Source organism: Thermocatellispora tengchongensis, from assembly GCF_014202315.1.
GTDB lineage: Bacteria > Actinomycetota > Actinomycetes > Streptosporangiales > Streptosporangiaceae > Thermocatellispora > Thermocatellispora tengchongensis.
In genome coordinates this window covers 296339-315410 of the sequence record NZ_JACHGN010000016.1, presented here as the reverse complement: position 1 = coordinate 315410, position 19072 = coordinate 296339, and the positions used below count along the sequence as shown (strand labels likewise).

At 73.6% G+C, this 19072-nt stretch carries 15 protein-coding genes; 6 read left to right on the top strand and 9 right to left on the bottom strand.

Annotated elements, in window-relative coordinates; all coding sequences use genetic code 11:
* Positions 1–146: 146 nt before the first annotated feature.
* From xynA to HNP84_RS33835, 6 genes are all read right to left on the bottom strand, one after another.
* Positions 147–1148: an endo-1,4-beta-xylanase XynA gene (gene xynA, locus HNP84_RS33860; RefSeq protein WP_185054071.1), complete on the bottom strand. Its 1002-nt coding sequence runs from the start codon at positions 1146–1148 to the stop codon at positions 147–149.
* Between the two features lie 377 nt (positions 1149–1525).
* The gene (locus HNP84_RS33855; RefSeq protein ID WP_185054070.1) at positions 1526–3151 is read right to left on the bottom strand and encodes an ABC transporter permease; all 1626 of its coding nucleotides are present in this window, start codon (positions 3149–3151) and stop codon (positions 1526–1528) included.
* The gene (locus HNP84_RS33850; RefSeq protein ID WP_185054069.1) at positions 3148–4053 is read right to left on the bottom strand and encodes an ABC transporter ATP-binding protein; all 906 of its coding nucleotides are present in this window, start codon (positions 4051–4053) and stop codon (positions 3148–3150) included. Before HNP84_RS33850 ends, HNP84_RS33855 begins: the two co-directional genes overlap by 4 nt.
* A complete protein-coding gene (locus HNP84_RS33845; RefSeq protein ID WP_185054067.1) occupies positions 4050–4706 on the bottom strand; it encodes a TetR/AcrR family transcriptional regulator in 657 nt (218 codons plus the stop codon). Before HNP84_RS33845 ends, HNP84_RS33850 begins: the two co-directional genes overlap by 4 nt.
* A 253-nt stretch (positions 4707–4959) precedes the next feature.
* Positions 4960–5559 (bottom strand): GrpB family protein, encoded by a 600-nt coding sequence (locus tag HNP84_RS33840; protein WP_312926383.1) that lies wholly within the window; start codon positions 5557–5559, stop codon positions 4960–4962.
* Between the two features lie 59 nt (positions 5560–5618).
* Positions 5619–6638, bottom strand: a complete 1020-nt coding sequence (locus tag HNP84_RS33835) for a GlxA family transcriptional regulator (protein WP_185054065.1) — start codon at positions 6636–6638, stop codon at positions 5619–5621.
* A gap of 131 nt (positions 6639–6769) precedes the next feature.
* On the opposite strand from HNP84_RS33835, the gene HNP84_RS33830 reads away from it, so the two are divergent.
* The 4 genes from HNP84_RS33830 to HNP84_RS33815 all read left to right on the top strand — a co-directional run bounded on the left by HNP84_RS33830 (position 6770) and on the right by HNP84_RS33815 (position 12031).
* Positions 6770–7654, top strand: a complete 885-nt coding sequence (locus HNP84_RS33830; RefSeq protein WP_185054063.1) for an NAD(P)-dependent oxidoreductase — start codon at positions 6770–6772, stop codon at positions 7652–7654.
* On the top strand, positions 7651–8274 hold the full coding sequence (locus tag HNP84_RS33825; RefSeq protein ID WP_185054061.1) for a maleylpyruvate isomerase N-terminal domain-containing protein: 624 nt from the start codon (positions 7651–7653) through the stop codon (positions 8272–8274). The genes HNP84_RS33830 and HNP84_RS33825 overlap by 4 nt, the downstream gene beginning before the upstream one ends.
* 325 nt (positions 8275–8599) lie before the next feature.
* Complete coding sequence (locus tag HNP84_RS33820) at positions 8600–10288, top strand: spherulation-specific family 4 protein (protein ID WP_185054060.1); 1689 nt, start codon at positions 8600–8602, stop codon at positions 10286–10288.
* A gap of 3 nt (positions 10289–10291) precedes the next feature.
* On the top strand, positions 10292–12031 hold the full coding sequence (locus HNP84_RS33815) for a DUF4832 domain-containing protein (RefSeq protein ID WP_221337078.1): 1740 nt from the start codon (positions 10292–10294) through the stop codon (positions 12029–12031).
* Positions 12032–12250: 219 nt separating this feature from the next.
* Here the strand turns inward: HNP84_RS33815 and HNP84_RS33810 are convergent, their stop codons facing one another.
* A complete protein-coding gene (locus HNP84_RS33810; protein WP_185054058.1) occupies positions 12251–12712 on the bottom strand; it encodes a hypothetical protein in 462 nt (153 codons plus the stop codon).
* 143 nt (positions 12713–12855) lie between these two features.
* Entirely contained in the window at positions 12856–16536 is a 3681-nt protein-coding gene (locus HNP84_RS33805; RefSeq protein ID WP_185054056.1) for an nSTAND1 domain-containing NTPase, read from the bottom strand.
* A 244-nt stretch (positions 16537–16780) separates the two neighbouring features.
* Here HNP84_RS33805 and HNP84_RS33800 point away from each other — a divergent pair, with 244 nt between their 5' ends.
* Together HNP84_RS33800 and HNP84_RS33795 are read left to right on the top strand one after the other, a co-directional pair.
* On the top strand, positions 16781–17401 hold the full coding sequence (locus HNP84_RS33800; protein ID WP_185054055.1) for a hypothetical protein: 621 nt from the start codon (positions 16781–16783) through the stop codon (positions 17399–17401).
* A gap of 155 nt (positions 17402–17556) precedes the next feature.
* Entirely contained in the window at positions 17557–18363 is an 807-nt protein-coding gene (locus tag HNP84_RS33795; RefSeq protein WP_185054053.1) for a hypothetical protein, read from the top strand.
* A gap of 75 nt (positions 18364–18438) precedes the next feature.
* On the opposite strand, the gene HNP84_RS33790 is transcribed toward HNP84_RS33795, so the two are convergent.
* On the bottom strand, positions 18439–19053 hold the full coding sequence (locus tag HNP84_RS33790) for a TetR/AcrR family transcriptional regulator (protein WP_185054051.1): 615 nt from the start codon (positions 19051–19053) through the stop codon (positions 18439–18441).
* Positions 19054–19072: the final 19 nt, after the last annotated feature.

The window sequence follows — 19072 nt, the reverse complement described above, 5'->3', positions numbered from 1 at the left end:
GGGGCCCCCCCCCCCCCCCCCCCCCCCCCCCGGCCCCCCCCCCCCCCCCCCCCCCGGGGGGGGGGGGCGCGGGGGCGGGGGGGGGGGGGGGGGGGGGGGGCGGGGGCCCCCCCCGCCACAGGTGCGGTGCTTCGGGTGTCCGGGGGTCAGCCCGCGCTACAGGACACCGTCGGCCAGGTGTAGTTGCCGTTGTGCTGGATCGTCACACCCCAGTTGCTGCCGTTGCCGTTGGGTCTGGCGGTCAGCACCTGGGAGCTGGGATAGCTCGCGCTGATGTTCCAGGTGGCGATGATCCTCGCCGGGGACGGCACGTTCATCGTCACGGTCCAGTTGCTCGAACCGCTGACCGAGACGTTGAGGTTGTACCGGTCGCTCCACTGCTGGCCCGCCGACAGCGTCGCGGTGCAGCCACCGCCCGGGTTGCCCGGGTTGCCGGGGTTACCGGGGTTGCCGCCGGAGCCGCCCACCGTGATGTTGGAGCTCCCGCTGCTCTGGTATCCCTCGGTAGCCATGATCATGTAGTCGTGGCTGCCCAGGTTCATGCCGTGCCGGGCCCAGGCGTCGAAGTGGTTGCCGGCGGTGATGGTTCCGCCCGTTCGCTTCGACTGCCGGACGCTCCAGAACTGCTTGAAGGTCCTGGTGCCCTCGATGGAGGGCGCGTTGTTCCGGGTCGTCTCGTAGATGTCGTACGTGCCGCCGTCGCTGGTCACGGTGCCCTTGTAGGTGCCCGTGGGCCGGTAGGTGCCCCAGTTGTCGACGATGTAGTACTCGATGAGCGGGTTCCTCGTCCACCCGTAGAGGGTCAGGTACGCGTTGCCGGACGGATTGAAGCTGCCCGAGTACGTCACCGTCCTGCGGCCGCCGGTGCTCCAGCCCTTGCCGGCCACGAAGTTCCCGGTGTTGCGCCAAGAGGTGCTGTAGTTGCCGCCGGATCCCAGTTCCATGGAGACCGTTCCGGGGCTGTCGGTCCAGAACGAGTAGAAGTAGCCGTTGTTCGTGCCCGTCTGGTTGGAGGTGATGGGGGCCGCGTTGGCGGTGCCGGGCAGCATCGCCAGGGCCGCGACCAGCGCTACGGCCATGGCGCAGGCCCGGCTGATCAGCAGCCGGGCCGGGCCGCGTCTGCGGCTGTTGGGGTGGGCGTCCTTCATGTGGGTGCTTCCTCCTCGTGAAGGCTGACGGGGCGGGCGGCGTGGTACGGCCCTCGGCGGGGGGCCGCCGGGTGGCGTACCACGCGCCCGGGTCACCGGTCGTCGTGCGCGGCCGACGACCGGAGGAGCAGTCCTTGGCGGGTGACCCGGATCGACACCGGTTGAGGTCGTGCGATGGCGACAGTGTTCGTCCGGCTCCGGCGAGGTGTCAACGATCTCCGAAATGTTGCGACGATCTCACGGAGATATTTCGGCTGGTCGAACGCCTTGCCTAGGTGGTCCGGGGTGGCATCGTCGATGAAACTTTCGGAGATATCCCGAAAACATGCCATCCCCGTGAGGCCCGGCCCGCCCGCCCCGTGCGCACCGCCGTCGCCCTACAGCGCCAGGTTCCGGCGCCGGAACAGCGCCAGCCCGGCCGCCGCCAGCGCGGCGGCCGTGACCGCCAGCGCCACCAGGGGCCCGGCCGCCGCCTCGGCCGCCGGGATGGGCGGCACGTGGCTGAACGGCGACAGGTCGCGCACCGCCTCGGGCAGCGCGAACACCTCCCCGAGCAGCCCGCAGACGATGCTCGCCACGAGCCCCGCCCAGGCGAGCGGGATCGTCAGCCGGGGCAGCAGGCCGAAGACGAGCACGACGAACCCGGCCAGCGTCAGCGCGGCGGGAAGCTGCGCCAGCCCGGCGCCGACCAGGGGGTCCACGCCGGTGACGCCGCCGACGGCGGCGTCGGCCACGCCCATGCCGGCGCCGGCCAGCACCAGCAGCGCGGTCGCGCCGATCACCGCGCACGCCAGGTGCGCGGCCACCCACCGGACCCGGCCCACCGCGGTGGCCAGCACCGCTTCGGCGGGCCCGCCGGCCTCCTCCGTACGCAGCCGCAGCAGCGCCTGGACGACGTACCCCGCGGCCAGCACGCCGAACACGTTCATCATCGCGGCGTAGAAGGTGTCCACCAGCGGGGCGGCCCCGGCGCCCGCGATCTGGTCCAGGAGCTCGGTGGCCCCCGTGTTGCCGGACATCGCCTCGTTGACGGTCCTGCCCAGGGTGCCGATGCCCAGGCCGAGCAGCGCGCCGCCGATCACCCAGCCGAGCGTCGTGCCGCGGTTCAGCCGCCACGCCAGCCCGAGCGGGCTCAGCAGCGAGCGAGAGGCCGCCTTCGGTCCCGGCCGGTCGGGAATCAGCCCGGCGCCGAAGTCGCGGCGGCCGGCGAGGGCGAACGCCACGGCCACACAGGCCGCCACCAGCGCGAACGGCAGGGCGAGCACCCACCACGCCTCCTCGCCGAAGGGGCGTACCCGCATGCCCCACCCGATGGGGGACAGCCACGACGGCCAGGCGCCGGTCACCTGGATGCCGTCCGCCGCCCGCTCGCCGAGCGCGTCGCCGATGCCGCGCACCAGGAAGGCCACGCCGACCGCCGTCGCGGCGAACGCGTTGGCCGCGCGGGCGCTCTGGAACAACTGCGCGGCGACCGCGGCCAGGCCCGCGAAGGCCAGCCCGGTGGCCGCCGTCGCGGCCCCGAACGCGAGCGCGCCGTCGGCGGGCAGGCCGGCGCCCAGCAGGGTCCCGGTCAGCGCGGCCCCGAGCAGCAGATCGGCTCCGGCGACCACGACCAGGGCGGAGGTGAGGCCGGCGCGCCTGCCCAGGCGGCCCGCCCCGAGCAGCTCGGCCCTGCCGTTCTCCTCGTTCTGCCGGGTGTGCCGGACGATCGCGAAGGTGCTCATGAGCGCCGCCAGCACCAGCATGAACGCGTAGTTGCGGAAGTTGACCAGCGCGCCCAGGTCGGTGCCGACGGGTGCGCCGCGCATGAGCAGGACGGCCGGGCTGGTGCCGGCGCCCTTCAGCGCGGTGACGCGCTCGGCCTCGTCGGGGAACTCGTCGGCCACCGCCGCGGCCCCGGCCGCGAGGAGCGCCACCGAGGCGACGATCCAGACCGCGATCTGGACGCGGTCGCGCCGCAGCGCCAGCCGGATCAGCCGGCCGGTGCCCGCGTACGCGCTCATCGGCCCGCCCCGGCCGTGGCCGCCTCGCCGTAGTGGCGCATGAACAGCTCCTCCAGCGTCGGCGGGTGGCTGGTCAGCGCCTGGACCTCGAAGCCGGCCAGGTGGCGCAGCACGCCGGGCAGCCGCGCCGAGTCCACGTCGAACCGGGCACGCGTGCCGTCGGCGACCAGATCGTGCACGCCGGGCAGGGCGTCCAGCCCGGTGATCGGCTCGGCGGCCTCCACGGTGACCGAGGTCCTGGTCAGGTGGCGGAGCCGGGCGAGGGTGCCGGACTCGACGGTGACGCCGTCACGGATGATGCTCACCGCCGAGCACAGGGCCTCCACCTCGGAGAAGATGTGGCTGGACAGCAGCACCGTCGCGCCCCGGGCGCTGACCTCGCGCACGGTCTGCTGGAAGGCGGCCTCCATCAGCGGGTCCAGGCCGGAGGTGGGCTCGTCCAGGATGAACAGCTCGACGTCCGAGGCGAAGGCGGCGACGAGGGCGACCTTCTGCCTGTTGCCCTTGGAGTAGGTACGGCAGCGCTTGGACGGGTCGAGCTGGAAGCGCTCGACCAGCTCGGCCCGGCGGGTCCTGTCGAGCCCGCCGCGCAGGTCGCCGAACAGGTCGATGGCCTCGCCCCCGGTGAGGTTCGGCCACAGGCTCACATCCCCGGGCACGTACGCCAGCCTCTTGTGCAGGCGCACCGCGTCGCGCCAGGGGTCGCCGCCCAGCAGGCGCACCTGCCCGGCGTCGGCGCGCAGCAGCCCGAGCAGGACGCGGATCGTCGTCGTCTTGCCCGCGCCGTTGGGACCCAGGAACCCGTGCACCTCACCGGTGCCGACCGTGAGATTCAGGCCGTTCAACGCCCGGCTCGTGCCGAACGACTTGACCAGACCGGACACCGCGATGGCGTCAGTCATCGTGATTCTCCTTGAGGGGATGCGGACTCGGCCTCGCCGAGGGCGCTCAGGATCCGCTGCGCGTCCTCGACGCCGAGCAGGGGGTGCGAATAGAGGTCGATGAGGCCCCGGGAGAGCAGGCGGTCGCCTTCGGGGCTGGACACGTCGACGCCTATCGCGCGTGAGACGTGCTCCCGCAGGATGCCGACGCCCAGGGCCATCGCCGTGACGATGGCCGCGCGGACCTTGGCGTCGGCCTCGGGGGGATCGGACCGGCCCTTGTCGGCTTCGAGCACCCAGGGCACGGTGGCGCGCACGAGCTCGTCGAACAGGGCCGTCGCCGAGCCCTCGGCCAGGGCCCGCGCGATGTAGGCCTGGTAGGGGGCCACCGCCGCGCGCGTGGCCAGCACGGGCCGCAGGGCGCCGACGTCGAGGCCGGTCCTGATCTGCTCGTTGGCCTGGTGCATCACCTTGATCAGGTACTCGTCGCAGGCCTCGCGCAGGCCCTGCTTGGACCCGAAGTGGTGCCGCACCAGGCCGGGGGAGACGCCCGCGGTCTCGGCGATGCCCCGCAGCGTCGCCCGCTCGTAGCCGAACCGGCCGAAGTGCTGCAGGGCCGCGTCTCTGATGCGCGCCCGCGCCGTCAGGTCCTCCGGAGCCGCTGCCGTCGTCACGTCGCCCCACTCCTATTCGTATGTGTAGCGTACTACTCGCGTGTGCTGAAAACTATACGCGTGGATAGTCATGGTAGACCGCCCTCCGACAGGGGGCACGCGCGGGCCGCCATACGCGCGGTGTGGCGCCGTCAGGGCCAGGACCGGCGTCCTCGCCGTCGTGCCGCCGGGCCGCGCGGGCAGCCAGGAGAAGGTGGACGCCCTGGCCGCCGGCGACCACGTCACCAGGCGGGCCGGGGCCTCGGTGCGAGGCTCAGGCCGTCGCGGCCCGGCGGGCGCGTGCGATGATCGCCTCGACCACCTCGGTCTTGGCGTCGGCGTAGTTCTGTATGTGCCGCCACTCGCGGCCGGCCAGGTCGCGCTTGGTGCGCGCGTACAGCTCGTGGTCGGCTTCGTCGCCGCGCAGCCGGTCGCGGAACAGCAGCATCCGCTCGATCTCGGGGCATCCCCTCGGCAGCACGTGCAGGTTCACCCCGATCTCGCCACCCGGCCGCCGCAGGACGCGGTGCTCGTACCAGCCGGGCTCCCGGATCGCCAGCGCGTACCCCGCCGCCTCCAGCGCCGGCACGTACGCGGCCTCGTCGGCCGAGTCGGCCACGACGAGCAGGATGTCCAGGATCGGCTTGGCCGGCATGCCGGGAACCGAGGTGGAGCCCACGTGCTCAAGCGCCAGCACCGCCGAGCCCAGCGCGCCGCGGATCGTCGCCGCCTCCCGCGAGTACCGGGCCGGCCAGGCCGGGTCGTACTCGGCCAGCTCGACCCGGCCGTCGAGCCGGGGAGCGCCCCCGATGTGGGCCGCCTCGATCTCCTCCTCGGTCATCGGGACACGCTGGATCTCCGGTTCTCCGCTCACCCGGCCGAGGCTACCGGGCCCGTGGCGGCCTGTCCGTTCGGCCGGGACGGTGTGCCGGGTCATTCCCCGGACTGCGAGGGTGGCTCGGGCGTCGTGCGGGGGAAGGCGCGGCGGTAGTCGGCCGGGGACACGCCGATGTGCTTGACGAAGTGGTGGCGGAGGTTGTTGGCGGTGCCGAGGCCGGTCAGCTCCCCGACCTTCTCGATCGGGAGGTCGGTCGATTCCAGCAGGTTCTGCGCGCGTGCCAGGCGCTGGTTGAGCAGCCACTGAAGCGGGGTCGTCCCGGTGGCCGCCCGGAGCCGGCGGTAGAACGTCCGGGGGCTCATCGCCGCCCGCCGTGCCAGGTCCTCGACGGTCAGCGGCCGGTCCAAGTGGGCGCGGGCCCAGTCGAGCACCGGGCCCAGGCCCTCGTCGTCGGTGCCGGGCACCGACAGGTCGATGAACTGCGCCTGGCCGCCCGCGCGGTGGGCGGGCACCACCATGCGCCGGGCGAGCTGGTTGGCCACCCGCGCGCCCAGGTCACGCCGCACCAGGTGCAGGCACAGGTCGAGGCCGGCGGTCAGCCCGGCGCTGGTGAGCACGTCGCCGTCGTCCACGTACAGCACCGAGTCGTCCACGTGCACCTTCGGGTAGCGCCGGGCCAGTTGGGCGGTGTGCATCCAGTGGGCCGTGGCGCGGCGCCCGTCGAGCAGGCCGGCCTCGGCGAGCGCGAAGGCGCCGGTGCACAGAGAGACCATGCGGGCGCCGGCGTCGTACGCGCGGCGCAGCGCCGTGATCAGCGCCGGCGGCAGCGGTTCGCCGTCCTCGACACAGGCGTCGGGCACCGAGGGCACGATGACCGTGTCGGCGCCGGCGAGGTCCTCGAGCCCGTAGCGGGTGCGCAGGGCGAGCCCGGTGCCGGCCGCCGGGCCGTCCTGCGCCGTCGCGCCGGTCCCGCACAGCCGCAGGTCGTACCAGGGATCGGCCAGGTCGGGCTGCGGTTTGCCGAAGACGGTGCACGGGATGCTCAACTCGTACAGGTCCCAGGAGGGGACTCCGATCTCCTCGGTCACGACGACGGCGACGGAACCAGCACCCATGCCCTGAAGGGTATGGCAGGAATTTGGTGGCAGTCGTCACCGGTGTCACTGTTCCGGTCCGCCGCGCGCTGGGAGCCTGGTCCCGCGTTTCCGACCGTCATGTGTCACCGTCATGTGTCAAGGAGTTGTACGTGAGTTCTGATCGCCAGGCCGTAACCGTCATCGGGTTGGGCTCGATGGGCTCGGCGCTGGCCGCCGCGTTCCTGGACCGGGGCCACCCGACCACCGTGTGGAACCGCTCGGCGGCCAGGGCGCGGCCGCTGGCCGAGCGCGGCGCCCGCCTGGCCGCGACGCCCGAGGAGGCGGTCGCGGCGAGCCCGCTCACCGTCGCCTGCGTGCTCGACTACGACGCGTTGTACGGCGTGCTCGACCCCGCCGCCGCGGCCCTCGCGGGCAGGACGCTGGTCAACCTGAGCTCCGGCTCACCGGAGCAGGCCCACGAGGCCGTCGCCTGGGCGCGATCCCGCGGCGCCGGCTACCTCGATGGCGCGATCATGACCACGCCCCCCGGCGTCGGCAGCCCCGAGGTGATGTTCCTCTACAGCGGCCCGCACGCCGTCTTCGAGGCCCACCGCGAGACCCTGGCGGCCCTGGGCGACCCGTTGCACCTGGGCGCCGATCCCGGGCTGGCCTCCCTCTACGACGCCGCCCTGCTCGGCCTGATGTGGTCCACGCTGACCGGCTGGCTGCACGGCACCGCCCTGGTCGGCGCGGAGAAGACGCCGGCCACGGAGTTCACCCCCATCGCGATCCGCTGGCTGGGCACCGTGAACCGGTTCCTGACCGCGTACGCGCCCCAGGTGGACGCCGGCCGCTACCCGGGCGACGACGCGACCGTGGACGTGCAGATCGCGGCCATCGACCACCTCATCCACGCGGCGGAGGCCCGGGGCCTCGACAACGCCCTGCCCGAGCTGCTGAAGGCCACCATGGAACGGGCCAGGGCCACGGGCCACGGCGGCGACAGCTACGCGAGCGTCATCGAGGTGCTGAGGAACCCGGCGGGGGAGAGGTGACCACCACATCCGGCGCCCCCGCTCCCACGGCGCATGCCACCGCCGCCCCGTGGCCGGACCTGCTGCGGGCCGCCACCGATGAGTGCCTGGCCGTCCTGCTCGACGCGGCCGGCGAGGACTGGTCGCGACCCGCCCACGCCCTCGACTGGACCTGCCGCCAGACCCTCGACCACATCGCCCTGGGCCTGGTCGGCTACGCCGGACTGCTCATCGCCCGGCCGCAGGACCGTTACATCACCCTGTTCGCCTCGCTCGACCCGCAGGCCCCGGTCCCCGCGTGCCTGGAGGGCGTCCGCATCGCCGCGTCCCTCCTCACGTCCACCGTCCGGGACACGCCCGCCGAGGCGCGCGCCTGGCACCCCTGGGGCCATTCCGACGCGAGCGGGTTCGCCGCGATGGGCATCACCGAACTGGCCGTGCACACCTACGACATCACCCGTGCACTCGGCCGCCCCTGGATCCCGGCCGGCGGCCTCAGCCGCGCCGTCCTCGGCCGGATCTTCCCCGACGCCCCGGCGGGGCACGACCCGTCCGGCACGCTGCTGTGGTGCACCGGCCGCGGCGAGCTTCCCGGGCTGCCCCGGCGCACCGCCTGGCAGTGGGACGGAACGGTGCGATAACCGAACCCCGCGGCCGGGCCCACCCGCGGGGGTCGCGCAGGCGCCGGCGCCTGCGCGACCCCCGTCCGGTCATGGGCCCTGCCAGGACTGATTATCTGAGACTCCGTCATTATTAGACGATCACCGCGCTCTTCTCAAGGGGAGCGGGCGCATCCGCCCCCCGAGGCTACTGCTGGATCGACCGGAAGGTCCCTGGGCCGGGCGGGCGTGCGACCGAATTGGGTCTTGACTTAGTTTCCCTGGACTCCATTATTAATCCCAAGTCTTGGGGAACCCCTCAGGAGGCGGGGGATCCCCCGCCCGCACCGGTATCAAGGGCTGACACATGGTCGTACGTCTGTTGGTCGCAATCTCCTTCCTCCTCACTCCTCCGAGCGCGCCCGAGGTCGGGCAGGCGCTGGCCGTGCCCGCCTACTTCCAGCCGGGCCCCCTGTGGGAACGGCTCGACGACCCCGGGGTCGGCATCGTCGTGGCCAACCCCTTCTCCGGCCCCGGCAAGGACTTCGACCCCGCCTACGCCGCCGCCATCGCCAAGGCCCGCGCGGCCGGTGTGACCGTGCTCGGCTACGTCGCCACCGGCTACCTGGGCAGCACCGGCCGCGCCACCTGGCTGGGTGAGAGCGATCCGCAGGCGTGGCTCGCCCAGGCGCAGCAGGACGTGGCCACCTGGTACCGCCTGTACGGCGAGCACGGGCTCGGCGGCATCTTCCTGGACGAGGTGCAGAACGTCTGCCAGTACGCCGGCGCCTACCGCTGGCTCGACTCCTCCATCAAGAGCCTGCACCGCGGCGCGTTCACCGTGATCAACCCCGGTATCGGCACCGAGGAGTGCTACTCCGACATCGGCGATGTGAGCCTGACCTTCGAGGCCACCTACGAGTCCTACCTGAGCTGGCAGCCGCCGGCGTGGCAGCGCGGCAAGGACCCGCGCCGCTTCTGGCACCTCGTCCACGCCACCGCCACCCCCGAGCAGATGGCCGAGGCCATGCGGCTGGGCAAGGAGCGCGGCGCGGGCTACATCTACGTCACCCCCGACGCGCCGGCCAACCCGTGGGACACCCTGCCGGACTACTGGGACGCGGAACTGGCCGCGGCCCGCACGGCCGACACCCGCCCGCCCCACCGCCCCGGGCCGGTGCGCCCGGTCGAGCGGGAGTCCACCTCGCTCACGCTGGCCTGGCCGCCCACGCGCGACGCGGCCGGCTACGACGTCTACCTCGACGGGGTCCGCGTCGCCGGCACGGCCGGCCGCACCCCGGCCATCACCCTGCGGGACCTGGCCCCGGGCACCCGGTACAGCCTCGCCGTACGGGCCCGCGACCTGGCCGGCAACGCCTCGGCGGCCGGGCGCGCGGTACAGGTCGCCACGAGGCCCGCCGACGGCTCGCCGCCCGCCTCGCCCGGGGACCTGCGGGCCACGCAGGTCAAGGTCGCGAGCGTCCGGCTGGCCTGGACGGCCGTCCCCGACGCGGCCGGCTACGACGTGGCCGTGGACGGCCGGCCCCTGCTGCGGCTGCCCGCGGACACTGCGGCGGTGCCGGTCAGCGGGCTGACGCCCGGCCGCACCTATGGCTTCACCGTCACCGCGCGCGACGCGAGCGGCAACGTCTCCGCGCCCGCCGGGCCGCTCACCGTCACCACCCCGACGCCCAGCGGCGAGCCGATCACCGACGGGCAGGGCACGATCGACGGCGACACCGTCACCTACCGCGCCCAGTACAACCTGCCCTTCGACTTCCACCACGTCTTCATGGACGTGGACGGCGACGCCGCCACCGGCTTCGCGACCGCGGGCATCGGCGCGGACTACCTGATCGAGAACGGCTGGTTCTACCGGCACACCGGCACCGGCTGGAGCTGGGCGCCGGTCGAAGGGCCCAGCCCGCTGGTCTCCTCCGCCGGCGACCTGTTCGTCTGGCGGGTCCCCCGCGGCGAGATCGGCCCGCACCGCGTGGTCTTCCACGGCGCCGGCAGCTCGCCCGAGGCGTACAGCCCGATCATCACCGTGGAGTAGCGCATGAGATTCCTCCGAGCCACCGCGATGCGCATTCTCGCCATCCTGGCGTTCCTGTGCGCCTCGATGCTGATCGCCGCCCCCGCCCAGGCGGCCATCACCGGCCAGTCGGCCACCAACACCGCCACCACCGTGACGTACCAGTTCGCCTACACCGGCAGCCCCGCCTACGCCCGCGTCTACATCGACACCGACCGCGACCCCGGCACCGGCTTCGCCCAGGGCGGCGTGGGGGCGGACTACCTGCTGGAGAACGCCGGCCTCTACCGGCACAACGGCGGCGGCTGGAGCTGGACCCCCGTCTCGCCGGTCACCTACTCCGGCTCCGGCGGCACGGCGCGCTGGACGATCGACCGGGCCGGCATCGGCGAGAGCGCCACGCCCAACGACGCCGACCTCGTGTTCCAGGTCGAGGCCCCGCTGGAGACCTCGGCCAAGCTCACCCACGTCTACAGCGGCGGCGGCAGCGGTACGACCGTCACCTACACCCCGTCCACGGCCGCCTTCGCCAACCCCGACCGCGGCCTGTACCACCACACCGGCGACTGCGACAAGAACGACTTCTCCCTCGCCACCCTCCAGGACTACCGCGCCGGCCAGCACATCTCCCTGGTGATGTGCGTGTTCTACCTGTCGGAGTACCGCGACGCGCCGATCGGCCAGGCCGCGCTGGACCAGCTTCAGCAGCAGTTCGCCACCGTGCGCGCCGCGGGCCTGAAGATGATCCTCCGCTTCGCCTACACCGCCTCGACCGACGGCGCCGACGCGCCGAAGGACCGCGTCCTGGCCCACCTCGACCAGCTCGCCCCCTACCTGAGCGCCAACGCCGACGTGATCCACGTGATGCAGGCCGGGTTCGTCGGGGCCTGGGGCGAGTGGTACTACACGCAGAACTTCGGCAACGCGGGCGTGGTCAGCGCCACGGACTGGGCGAACCGGAAGGCCGTCACCGACAAGATCCTCAGCGTGCTGCCCTCGTCGCGGATGGTCCAGCTCCGCACTCCGGCGATCAAGCGCACGATGTACGGCACGGCCGCCCTCTCCCCGGCCCAGGCCCACGGCGGCAGCCCTCAGGCGAGGCTCGGCCACCACAACGACTGCTTCCTGGCCGGCCCCGACGACTACGGCACCTACACCGACCCGGCCGTGGAGTACCCCTACCTGGAGGCCGAGACCACCTACCTGGCCATGGGCGGGGAGACCTGCAACCCCAACCCGCCCCGCTCCGACTGCCCGACCGCGCTCGACGAGCTGTCCCGCTTCCACTGGACCTACCTCAACACCGACTACCACACCGGTGTGCTGAGCGGTTGGAACAGCGGCGGCTGCCTGGCCGAGGTCGGCCGGCGGCTCGGCTACCGCCTCACCCTGCAGAGCGGAACCTACCCGGCCACGGCCACCCGCGGCGGCACGCTGCCGGTCAGCATCACCATCAAGAACGAGGGATGGGCCGCGCCCGTCAACCCGCGCAACCTGGAACTGGTGCTCCGGAGCGGCACCGCCACCTACCGCCTGCCCCTGTCCGGCGACCCGCGCAAGTGGCTCGCGGGCACCACCACGACCCTCTCCCAGCCGGTGACGCTCCCGGCCTCGATGCCCGCCGGCTCCTACGCCCTCCTCCTGGCCCTCCCCGACCCGCAGCTCGGCTCCCGTCCCGAGTACTCCATCCGCCTGGCCAACACCGGCACCTGGGAGCCCGGCACCGGGCTGAACAACCTCCTGCACACCATCACCATCAGCTAGCCGGTTCTCCTCCCTCCACCACGCCACACGGGCCGGCCCCCAGGCCGGCCCACGACATCAGCCCCGGGGAACGGCCAGAAGCTCCCGCCCGCGCCCCGGGCCGATCAGGCGGTCGAGCCCACGATCGGCGAGGAGCGCCACAGGTGCCACATGGTCATCCCGAGGGGCCGCCACAGAGACATGGCCTCCCGGAGCGGTGTGCTCGCCTGGTGGCGGGTTCTATCCGGCTCGGCGTTTGTGCCAGCGGATCGCTTCGATGCACCAGTCCATCGGCTGGCCGTCTCTCAGGTGCTCCGCGATGGTCTTGCCGTAGACGCGCGCGTTCAGCTCGCTCGGGTGCAGGCCCTGTGCGAGGAACGCCTTGACGTGGTCGGCGTGGAGCGGGCCGGCCTGCTCCCGGTGCCCGTCCACCGTCTGGCGGTCGATGGGGGGCTTCGGTCGCCGGACCGGTCCGAGGCGATCCGGCGCCGGGCGGTGCCGGCCGGTGTCGTCGTGGCGTGTCCGCTCCCGCCGGGGACGATCCGCGCCGTACGGCCGTGGATCGGCGTCGCGGCCGCTCGTCGTGGTCTGAGATCGCGGTGGCAGGCGGCGCGGGGCGTACCTGGGGTCGGTACGCCGGACTTGGCGCCTCCCGGCCAGAAGCCAGTCCATCAGGGCCGGATCGTAGCTGTTGTCGCTCACGGTGTCCTCTTCTCTCTGGACGTTCTCTCTGGACGCTGCACGCAGGACACATATTCGCAGATGAGTTCGAGAACATGGAGGACATCGAGGTGGACACGCCGACGGAGTTCGAACATGAGTGCGGGCTGCGGCCGTCGCGGCGGTCACCCGCACGGAGGGGTGAACGGGATGCCGGGCAGGTAGGTACGCCACTGCTCGGCGGTGATGGGCGGATGGGCCATCGCGCACAGCGCCCGGGACACGGTGTCCACGTCCAGGGGCCACAGGCGGGCCGTGCCGTCGGCTCCGCCGCTGACCAGAACCGCGCCGTCGGGGCTGAAGGCGACCGATTCGACGCGTTCGGAGTGCCCGGTCAGGGTGCCCAGCGGGGCCGGGCGGCCGGGGGCGGAGACGTCCCAGAGCCTGACCGTCTTGTCGAACCCGCCGGAGGCGAGCGTACGCCCGTCGGGGCTGAAGGCCAGGCCGGAGACCGTGGTGGTGTGCCCGGTGAGGGTGGCCAGCGGCGCGGGCCGAGCCGGGACGCTGGTGTCCCACAGCCGTACGGCGCCGTCCGCGCCGGCGGTGGCCAGCACCCGGCCGTGGCGGGCGACGGCGTACAGGCCGCCCGAGTGGCCGCGCACGGTGGCCGCGACCGAGACGCGGCGGGCGTCGGGCACGTTCCACAGCCGCGCCGTCCCGTCCAGGCTCGCCGAGGCGAGCGTACGGCCGTCGGGGCCGAACACGAGCGAGGACACCGAGGCCGTGTGGCCGGTCAGCGTGGCCACGGCCACCGGGCGCCGCGGATCGCGTACGTCCCACAGTTTGATCAGGCGGTCGGCCCCGCCGGTGGCGAGCAGCGTACTGGCCGGGTCGAAGGCGACGGCCAGCACGTTGTCACCGTGGCCGCGCAGGACGGCGACGGGCTCCGCCGGGGAGGACAGGTCCCACAACCGGGTCGTGTAGTCGAGGCTGCCGGTGGCCAGGAGGCGTCCGCGGGGGTGGAACGCCGTGGCGACGACGTAGTCGGTGTGACCGGCGAGCGGCACCGGTGGCTCCCGGCGGGCGTTCGCGCGCCACAGGCGGGCGCCGTCGGCGGTGCCCGTGACCAGCAGGTCGCCGCCCGGAGCGAAGGCCGCCCCGTAGACCCGCCCGGTGTGCCCGGCCGGCACCGGCGCGGACAGGTCCCACAGCCTGGCCGTGGTGTCCTTGCTCCCCGAGGCGAGCGTGCGCCCGTCAGGGCTGAAGGCGACCGCGTACACGATGTCGCCGTGCCCGTCCAGCGTGAGCGGGACCCGGCCGGCCGCCGGGACCGAGAGGTCCCACAGCCGGGTCGTGAGGTCGTAGCCGCCGCTGGCGAGAGTCCGGCCGTCGGGGCTGAAGGCGAGCGCGACGACGCCGTTGGCGTGGCCCTCCAGTACGGCGAGCGTCTTGCGCGTGCCGGCGTCCCACAGCCTGATCGTGTTGTCGAACGCGCCGGTCGCGAACACCCGGCCGTCGGGGCTGAACGCGGCCGACAGGACCGGGGCGGTGTGCCCGCCGAGCGTGGCGGCGGCGCGCGGCCTGCGGGGGTCGGCGACATCCCACACCCGCGTGACCCGGTCGGCCGCCGTCGTGACGAGGGTGCGCCCGTCGGGGCTGAACGCCACGGCGGACAGCCCGTCGCCGCTGCCTCGCCCCACCGCGAGCGGCCGGGGAGCGCGCGGGTCGGCCACGTCCCACAGCCGCGCGGTCCTGTCGTAGCTCGCGCTGGCCAGGACCCGGCCGTCGGCACGGAACGCCACATGGCGTACGGTGCCGGCGTGCCCGCGGAGGACGCCCAGCGGGGCCGGGCGCCGCGGATCGGTCACGTCCCACAGCCGGATCACCTGGTCCACGCCGGCGGTGGCCAGGGTGCGCCCGCCGGGATCGAAGGCGGCCGTCAACGCCCCGCCCTCGTGCGCGGGCACCGCGGCGAGTGGGCGCGGCCGGTGCGGGTCGGCCGTGTCCCACAACCGGACGACTCCCTCATCGCCCGCGGTGGCCATGAGCCCGCCCCCGGGGGCGAACGCGGTGGCGTACACGGCGCCGGTGTGGCCGGTCACCCTGGTGGCGTACGGCTCGGCGGACAGGCTGAGGACGGCGCCGCGCGCCTCCACGGTGGGCGCGAGCCGATGGGCGGCCACGCTGAGCTGGACGGCCAGCGCCGGGTCGGCCCGCCGCAGCGCGGCGGTCTCGGCCGCGACCTTCCGCGACAGCGCCTCGTCACGCTGCCGGACGGCGGTGCGCTGCGCCTGGACCGCCACGCCGGAGGCGATGAGGGCGAGGGCCGACACCACCGCGAGCGCGGTGACCGCCTGGTAGAGGCGACGTACCCGGCGGCGGGCCTGGGCGGCGCCGGCCTGCAGGAACTCCCGCACCGTGGGCGGCACGCCGGCCCCGTGCGCCTGCGCCCACTCCTGGGCGGCCAGCAGCCGGGCGCCGCGGTAGAGCGCGTCGGGGTCGCGGTGGTCGGCCCGCCACGCCTCGGCGTCGGCGAGCACCCTGCGGCCGACGAGCAGGCCGACCCGGCCGGCGTCGATCCAGCCCCTGAGCAGCGGCCAGGCCCACAGCAGCGCCTCGTGGGTGATCTCGACCGTGTCCCCGTCCACGGTGATGAGCCGCTGGGCCACGAAACGGCCGAGCACATCCTCCATCTCCCGCTCGCCGTCTCCGGACTCCGCGGCGAGCAGCTCGGCCCTGGTCACCCGGCGGCGGGTGTCGGCGGTGTCGGGGGCCACGTGGACCAGGTGGAGGAAGAGCCTGCGGGCCAGTTCCCGCTGCCGGTCGTCCAGTTCGTCGTAGACGTCGCCCGCGCTGGCCGCGATCGCCCCCTCGATGCCGCCCACCTCCCGGTAGCCGGCCACGGTCAGCCTGCGCCCCTGCCCGTGCAGCCAGGTGGCGTACAGGGCGTGGGACAGCAACGGCAACACGCCCGCGTCATGCGCCCGGGCCGCCTCGCGCACCAGTAGCTCGACCAGCCCGTCCTCGACGTCGATCCGGGCCTTGCGCGCCGGCTCCACGATGACCTGGCGCAGCTCCTCGCCGCTCAGCGGTCCCACCGCGAGCGGCCCCTCCTGGACCGCCCGCACCAGGTCCGGGCGGCGCAGGACGTGGGCGTAGAAGTCCGCCCGCAGCCCGGCCACCACGACCGCCCCGTCCGACGCCGCCCCCAGCAACGCCGCGATGAACGCGGCACGGCGCTCCTCGTCGGCGAACACGGTGAACACCTCCTCGAACTGGTCCACGACCAGCACGAGCCCCTGACCTCCCCGCGGCTCGGGGGCGGGCGCGACGGAGGGGGTGAGCAGGGTCACCGAGCGCCCCTTCGCCTTGAGCGCGGGGATCAGCCCGGCGCGCAGCAGCGAGGACTTCCCCGAGCCGGACGCGCCCACCACGAGCTGCACGCCGCCGCCGTCCAGCTCGGCCACGCGGGCGAGGAGCCTGGCGGTCAGAGTCTCGCGTCCGAAGAACCACCCGGCGTGCTCCTCCCGGAACCCGGCCAGCCCTCGGTACGGCTCGGGCCCTCCCGCACGCCGGCCGGGCGCCCGGCGTACCCGCTGCCAGGCCGACAGCCACTCCTCCACCAGCTCGGCGTCATCGACGCCGCACACCTTCAGCACCCGGACGAACAGCTCGCGCAGGGCGAGCGAGGGCAGGCCCCGGCCGGCGAACCAGTCGCCGATCGTGCTGTGCGCGCCGGCGCTGCCCGCCCGCGCCGCCACCTGCCGCACCGTCAGGCCCGCCCGATCACGCAGCGCCGACAACAGCCGGGCGAAGTCCTCGCGGCTGCGGATGTCCGACGGGCGCTCGATCGCGGGCTCGGGCACGGCGCTCCCTCCAGGCTGTCCTCACCGGTCACTGAGCCGGTCACTGAGCCGGTCACTGAGAAGTCGCCCCGGAGACACGAAGGGTTACATCCTGTACGGGCTTGTACGGGTAATCGCGGCGCCCTTCCCGGCTCCGGCCCACCGCCGCCATGGTCGCCGTGAGGCGGCCCGGCCCGCGCCTCACCGGCGCATCCGGCCCCGAGATCCCGAGACCCCGCGAACCCGTGAGAAGGAGAAAACGCCTATGCGGGCGACGACCCGTTTCCTGGTGTCCCTCGGCACCGCCCTGACGCTCGGCACGATCGGCCTGGCCGGCGCGCAGCCCGCCGCCGCGGCGGGCCCCATCGACGACTGCGCGAACACGCGAAGCTGGGCGGGCAGCGGCAACTGGCGGCTGAAGGCCACGTTGTTCGTCCCCGGAGACCGCAAGACCCACTGGGCGCCCAGGCTGACGCTGCGCGCCGGAGACGTGCTGCGCTTCCGGGCCTCGGGCACGACCCAGATCGCCACCTGGGGGGACCACAAGGGCCCGTGGGGCAACGGCTGGGACGATCTGGCCCCCGCCGACGGCCGCTGGCCCGCGTCGGGAGAACCCAAGTACGCGCTGCTGGTGCGTCCTCACTACGCCAACGCACAGGTCGTCAGCGGCGTCGACGCCGGGCACCGGCTCCCGGCCGGAACCTGGTACACCTCGGGCGCGGACAGCGACTGTCTGCGGATCACCCGGGTCATACGGCACGCCAGGTACATCCCGCAGTTCGAGTTCAAGGTCAATGACGCCAATCTCGGCGACAACAACGACGGGTTCAACGTGGCCATCCGCCTGTGGCGCAACTGCCCGGGGAACATCGACCCCGACTGCTGACCATCTGAGCCACCCACCGCGATGCTCCGCCCCGGACCAGACGACCGGGGCGGAGCATCACCCTTGCCCACCCCCGAAGCCCCCGCCGGGTTCCGGGGGAGCGGCCGTTTGGAAGGCTGGAGCTGTCCGTGACCCGTTCCGGGGAAGGAGCACCGTTGACCGGCTCCACCGGTGGAGAGCCCACGCAGGGCACGCAGGAAGAGTCCGCGCAGGGTGGTGAGTCCGCGCGAGGGCCGGGGGACTGGCAGACCACGGCGCTGACCGCTCTGGGGTTCGTCGCCGACGTGGCGGCCCTCGGGCAGTTGTTCACCAGCGGCCCGCTGCTGGGCGTCCTGGTCACCGGCATCCTCGCGGCGCTGCTCGGACTCGGCGGGCTGGTCCGGCAGTACGGCAGGCCGCTGCGGGCCGGCGGCCTGGCCATGGCGGCCCTGATCGTTGTCGGCTCCGGAACGGCGGGCGCGGCGCTGGACCGCGCGTGGAGCGCCCCGGCGCCCGCACAGCCCGCCGCGGACGGCCCGTCGTCCCAGCGGCCCACCGGCGCGTCCGGCTCCGCATCCTCGGCGTCCTCCGCTTCCCCGGAACCCGGCGCCCCCCAGGGGGACGTCGTCAACACCGGCGACGCCGTGCTCGCCGACCAGGACTATCTCGACCTCGAAGGCGGCGTCATCAGCGAGGTGAGCGCCGAGGCGGACATCGTCTATCACGCCCCGTACCACGAGATCTGGACCAAGGGAGGCGGCGGGTTCTGGATCACTCCCTTCTCCGGCACGCCCACGGCGGCCGAGTGCGCCAGGGAACTGCGGCGCCGCCACTACGGGAGCGTACGGGCGGAGAAGAACGCGTGGTACTGCCTGGAGACCGCGGAGCGGAACGTCGGCGCCCTGAAGGTCACCGACCTGCCCGAACGCGAAGACCGCATTGCCGTGCACTACATCGTCTGGCGTTCCGCGCCGACCGGATGACGACAGGCGCGCGGGCTCTGCCGCCGGTGGCGGCGGTGCTCGGTGCGCACAGCGCGTCCAGGCGGCCTCTCGCCCTCAGAGGCGGACCTGCTCCCAGCCCTGCTCGATCGATCGGCGGCATCTGCCGGGGTCGTCTCCCGCGCTGACGAACAGCGCCGTCAGCAGGGGGACGCCGTGGGCGAGCGCCTGGCGTGGCAGCGGGCCGGTGGTGACGAGGGAGGCCAGGCCGTGGCCGATGGCCCAGCCCTGGACGGCCAGTTCCAGCGGATCGATGTCGTCGCGGAAGCGGCCGGCGCTCTTGGCCCGTTCGACGCCGCGGACCAGGCAGTGCAGGGTCTCGTCCGCGGCCTTGGAGTCCTCCAGTTCGAACGTCGCGTCGAACATGACCCGGTAGAGGTCGGGGTTGTCCATGGCGTTGGACAGATAGGCGGCGCTCAGGGCGGCCAGGTCGCGTACCGGGTCGGCAGTGGCCGGCACCTTCGCGAGTTCGGCCGCCAGGCGGGTGAAGCCTTCTTGCCGCAGCGCCTTCCACAGCCCCTCCATGCCGCCGAAGTAGGTGTAGACGGCCATCGTGGACGCGCCCGTCCCGGCCACCAGCGAGCGGAGGGTGACGGGCCGGCGGGTCCGGAGCATCTGCGCGGCGCGGTCGATCAGCAGCGCGCGGATCGAGGGGTCTTTCGTCCTCACCACGGCCCAATAATACATAGCA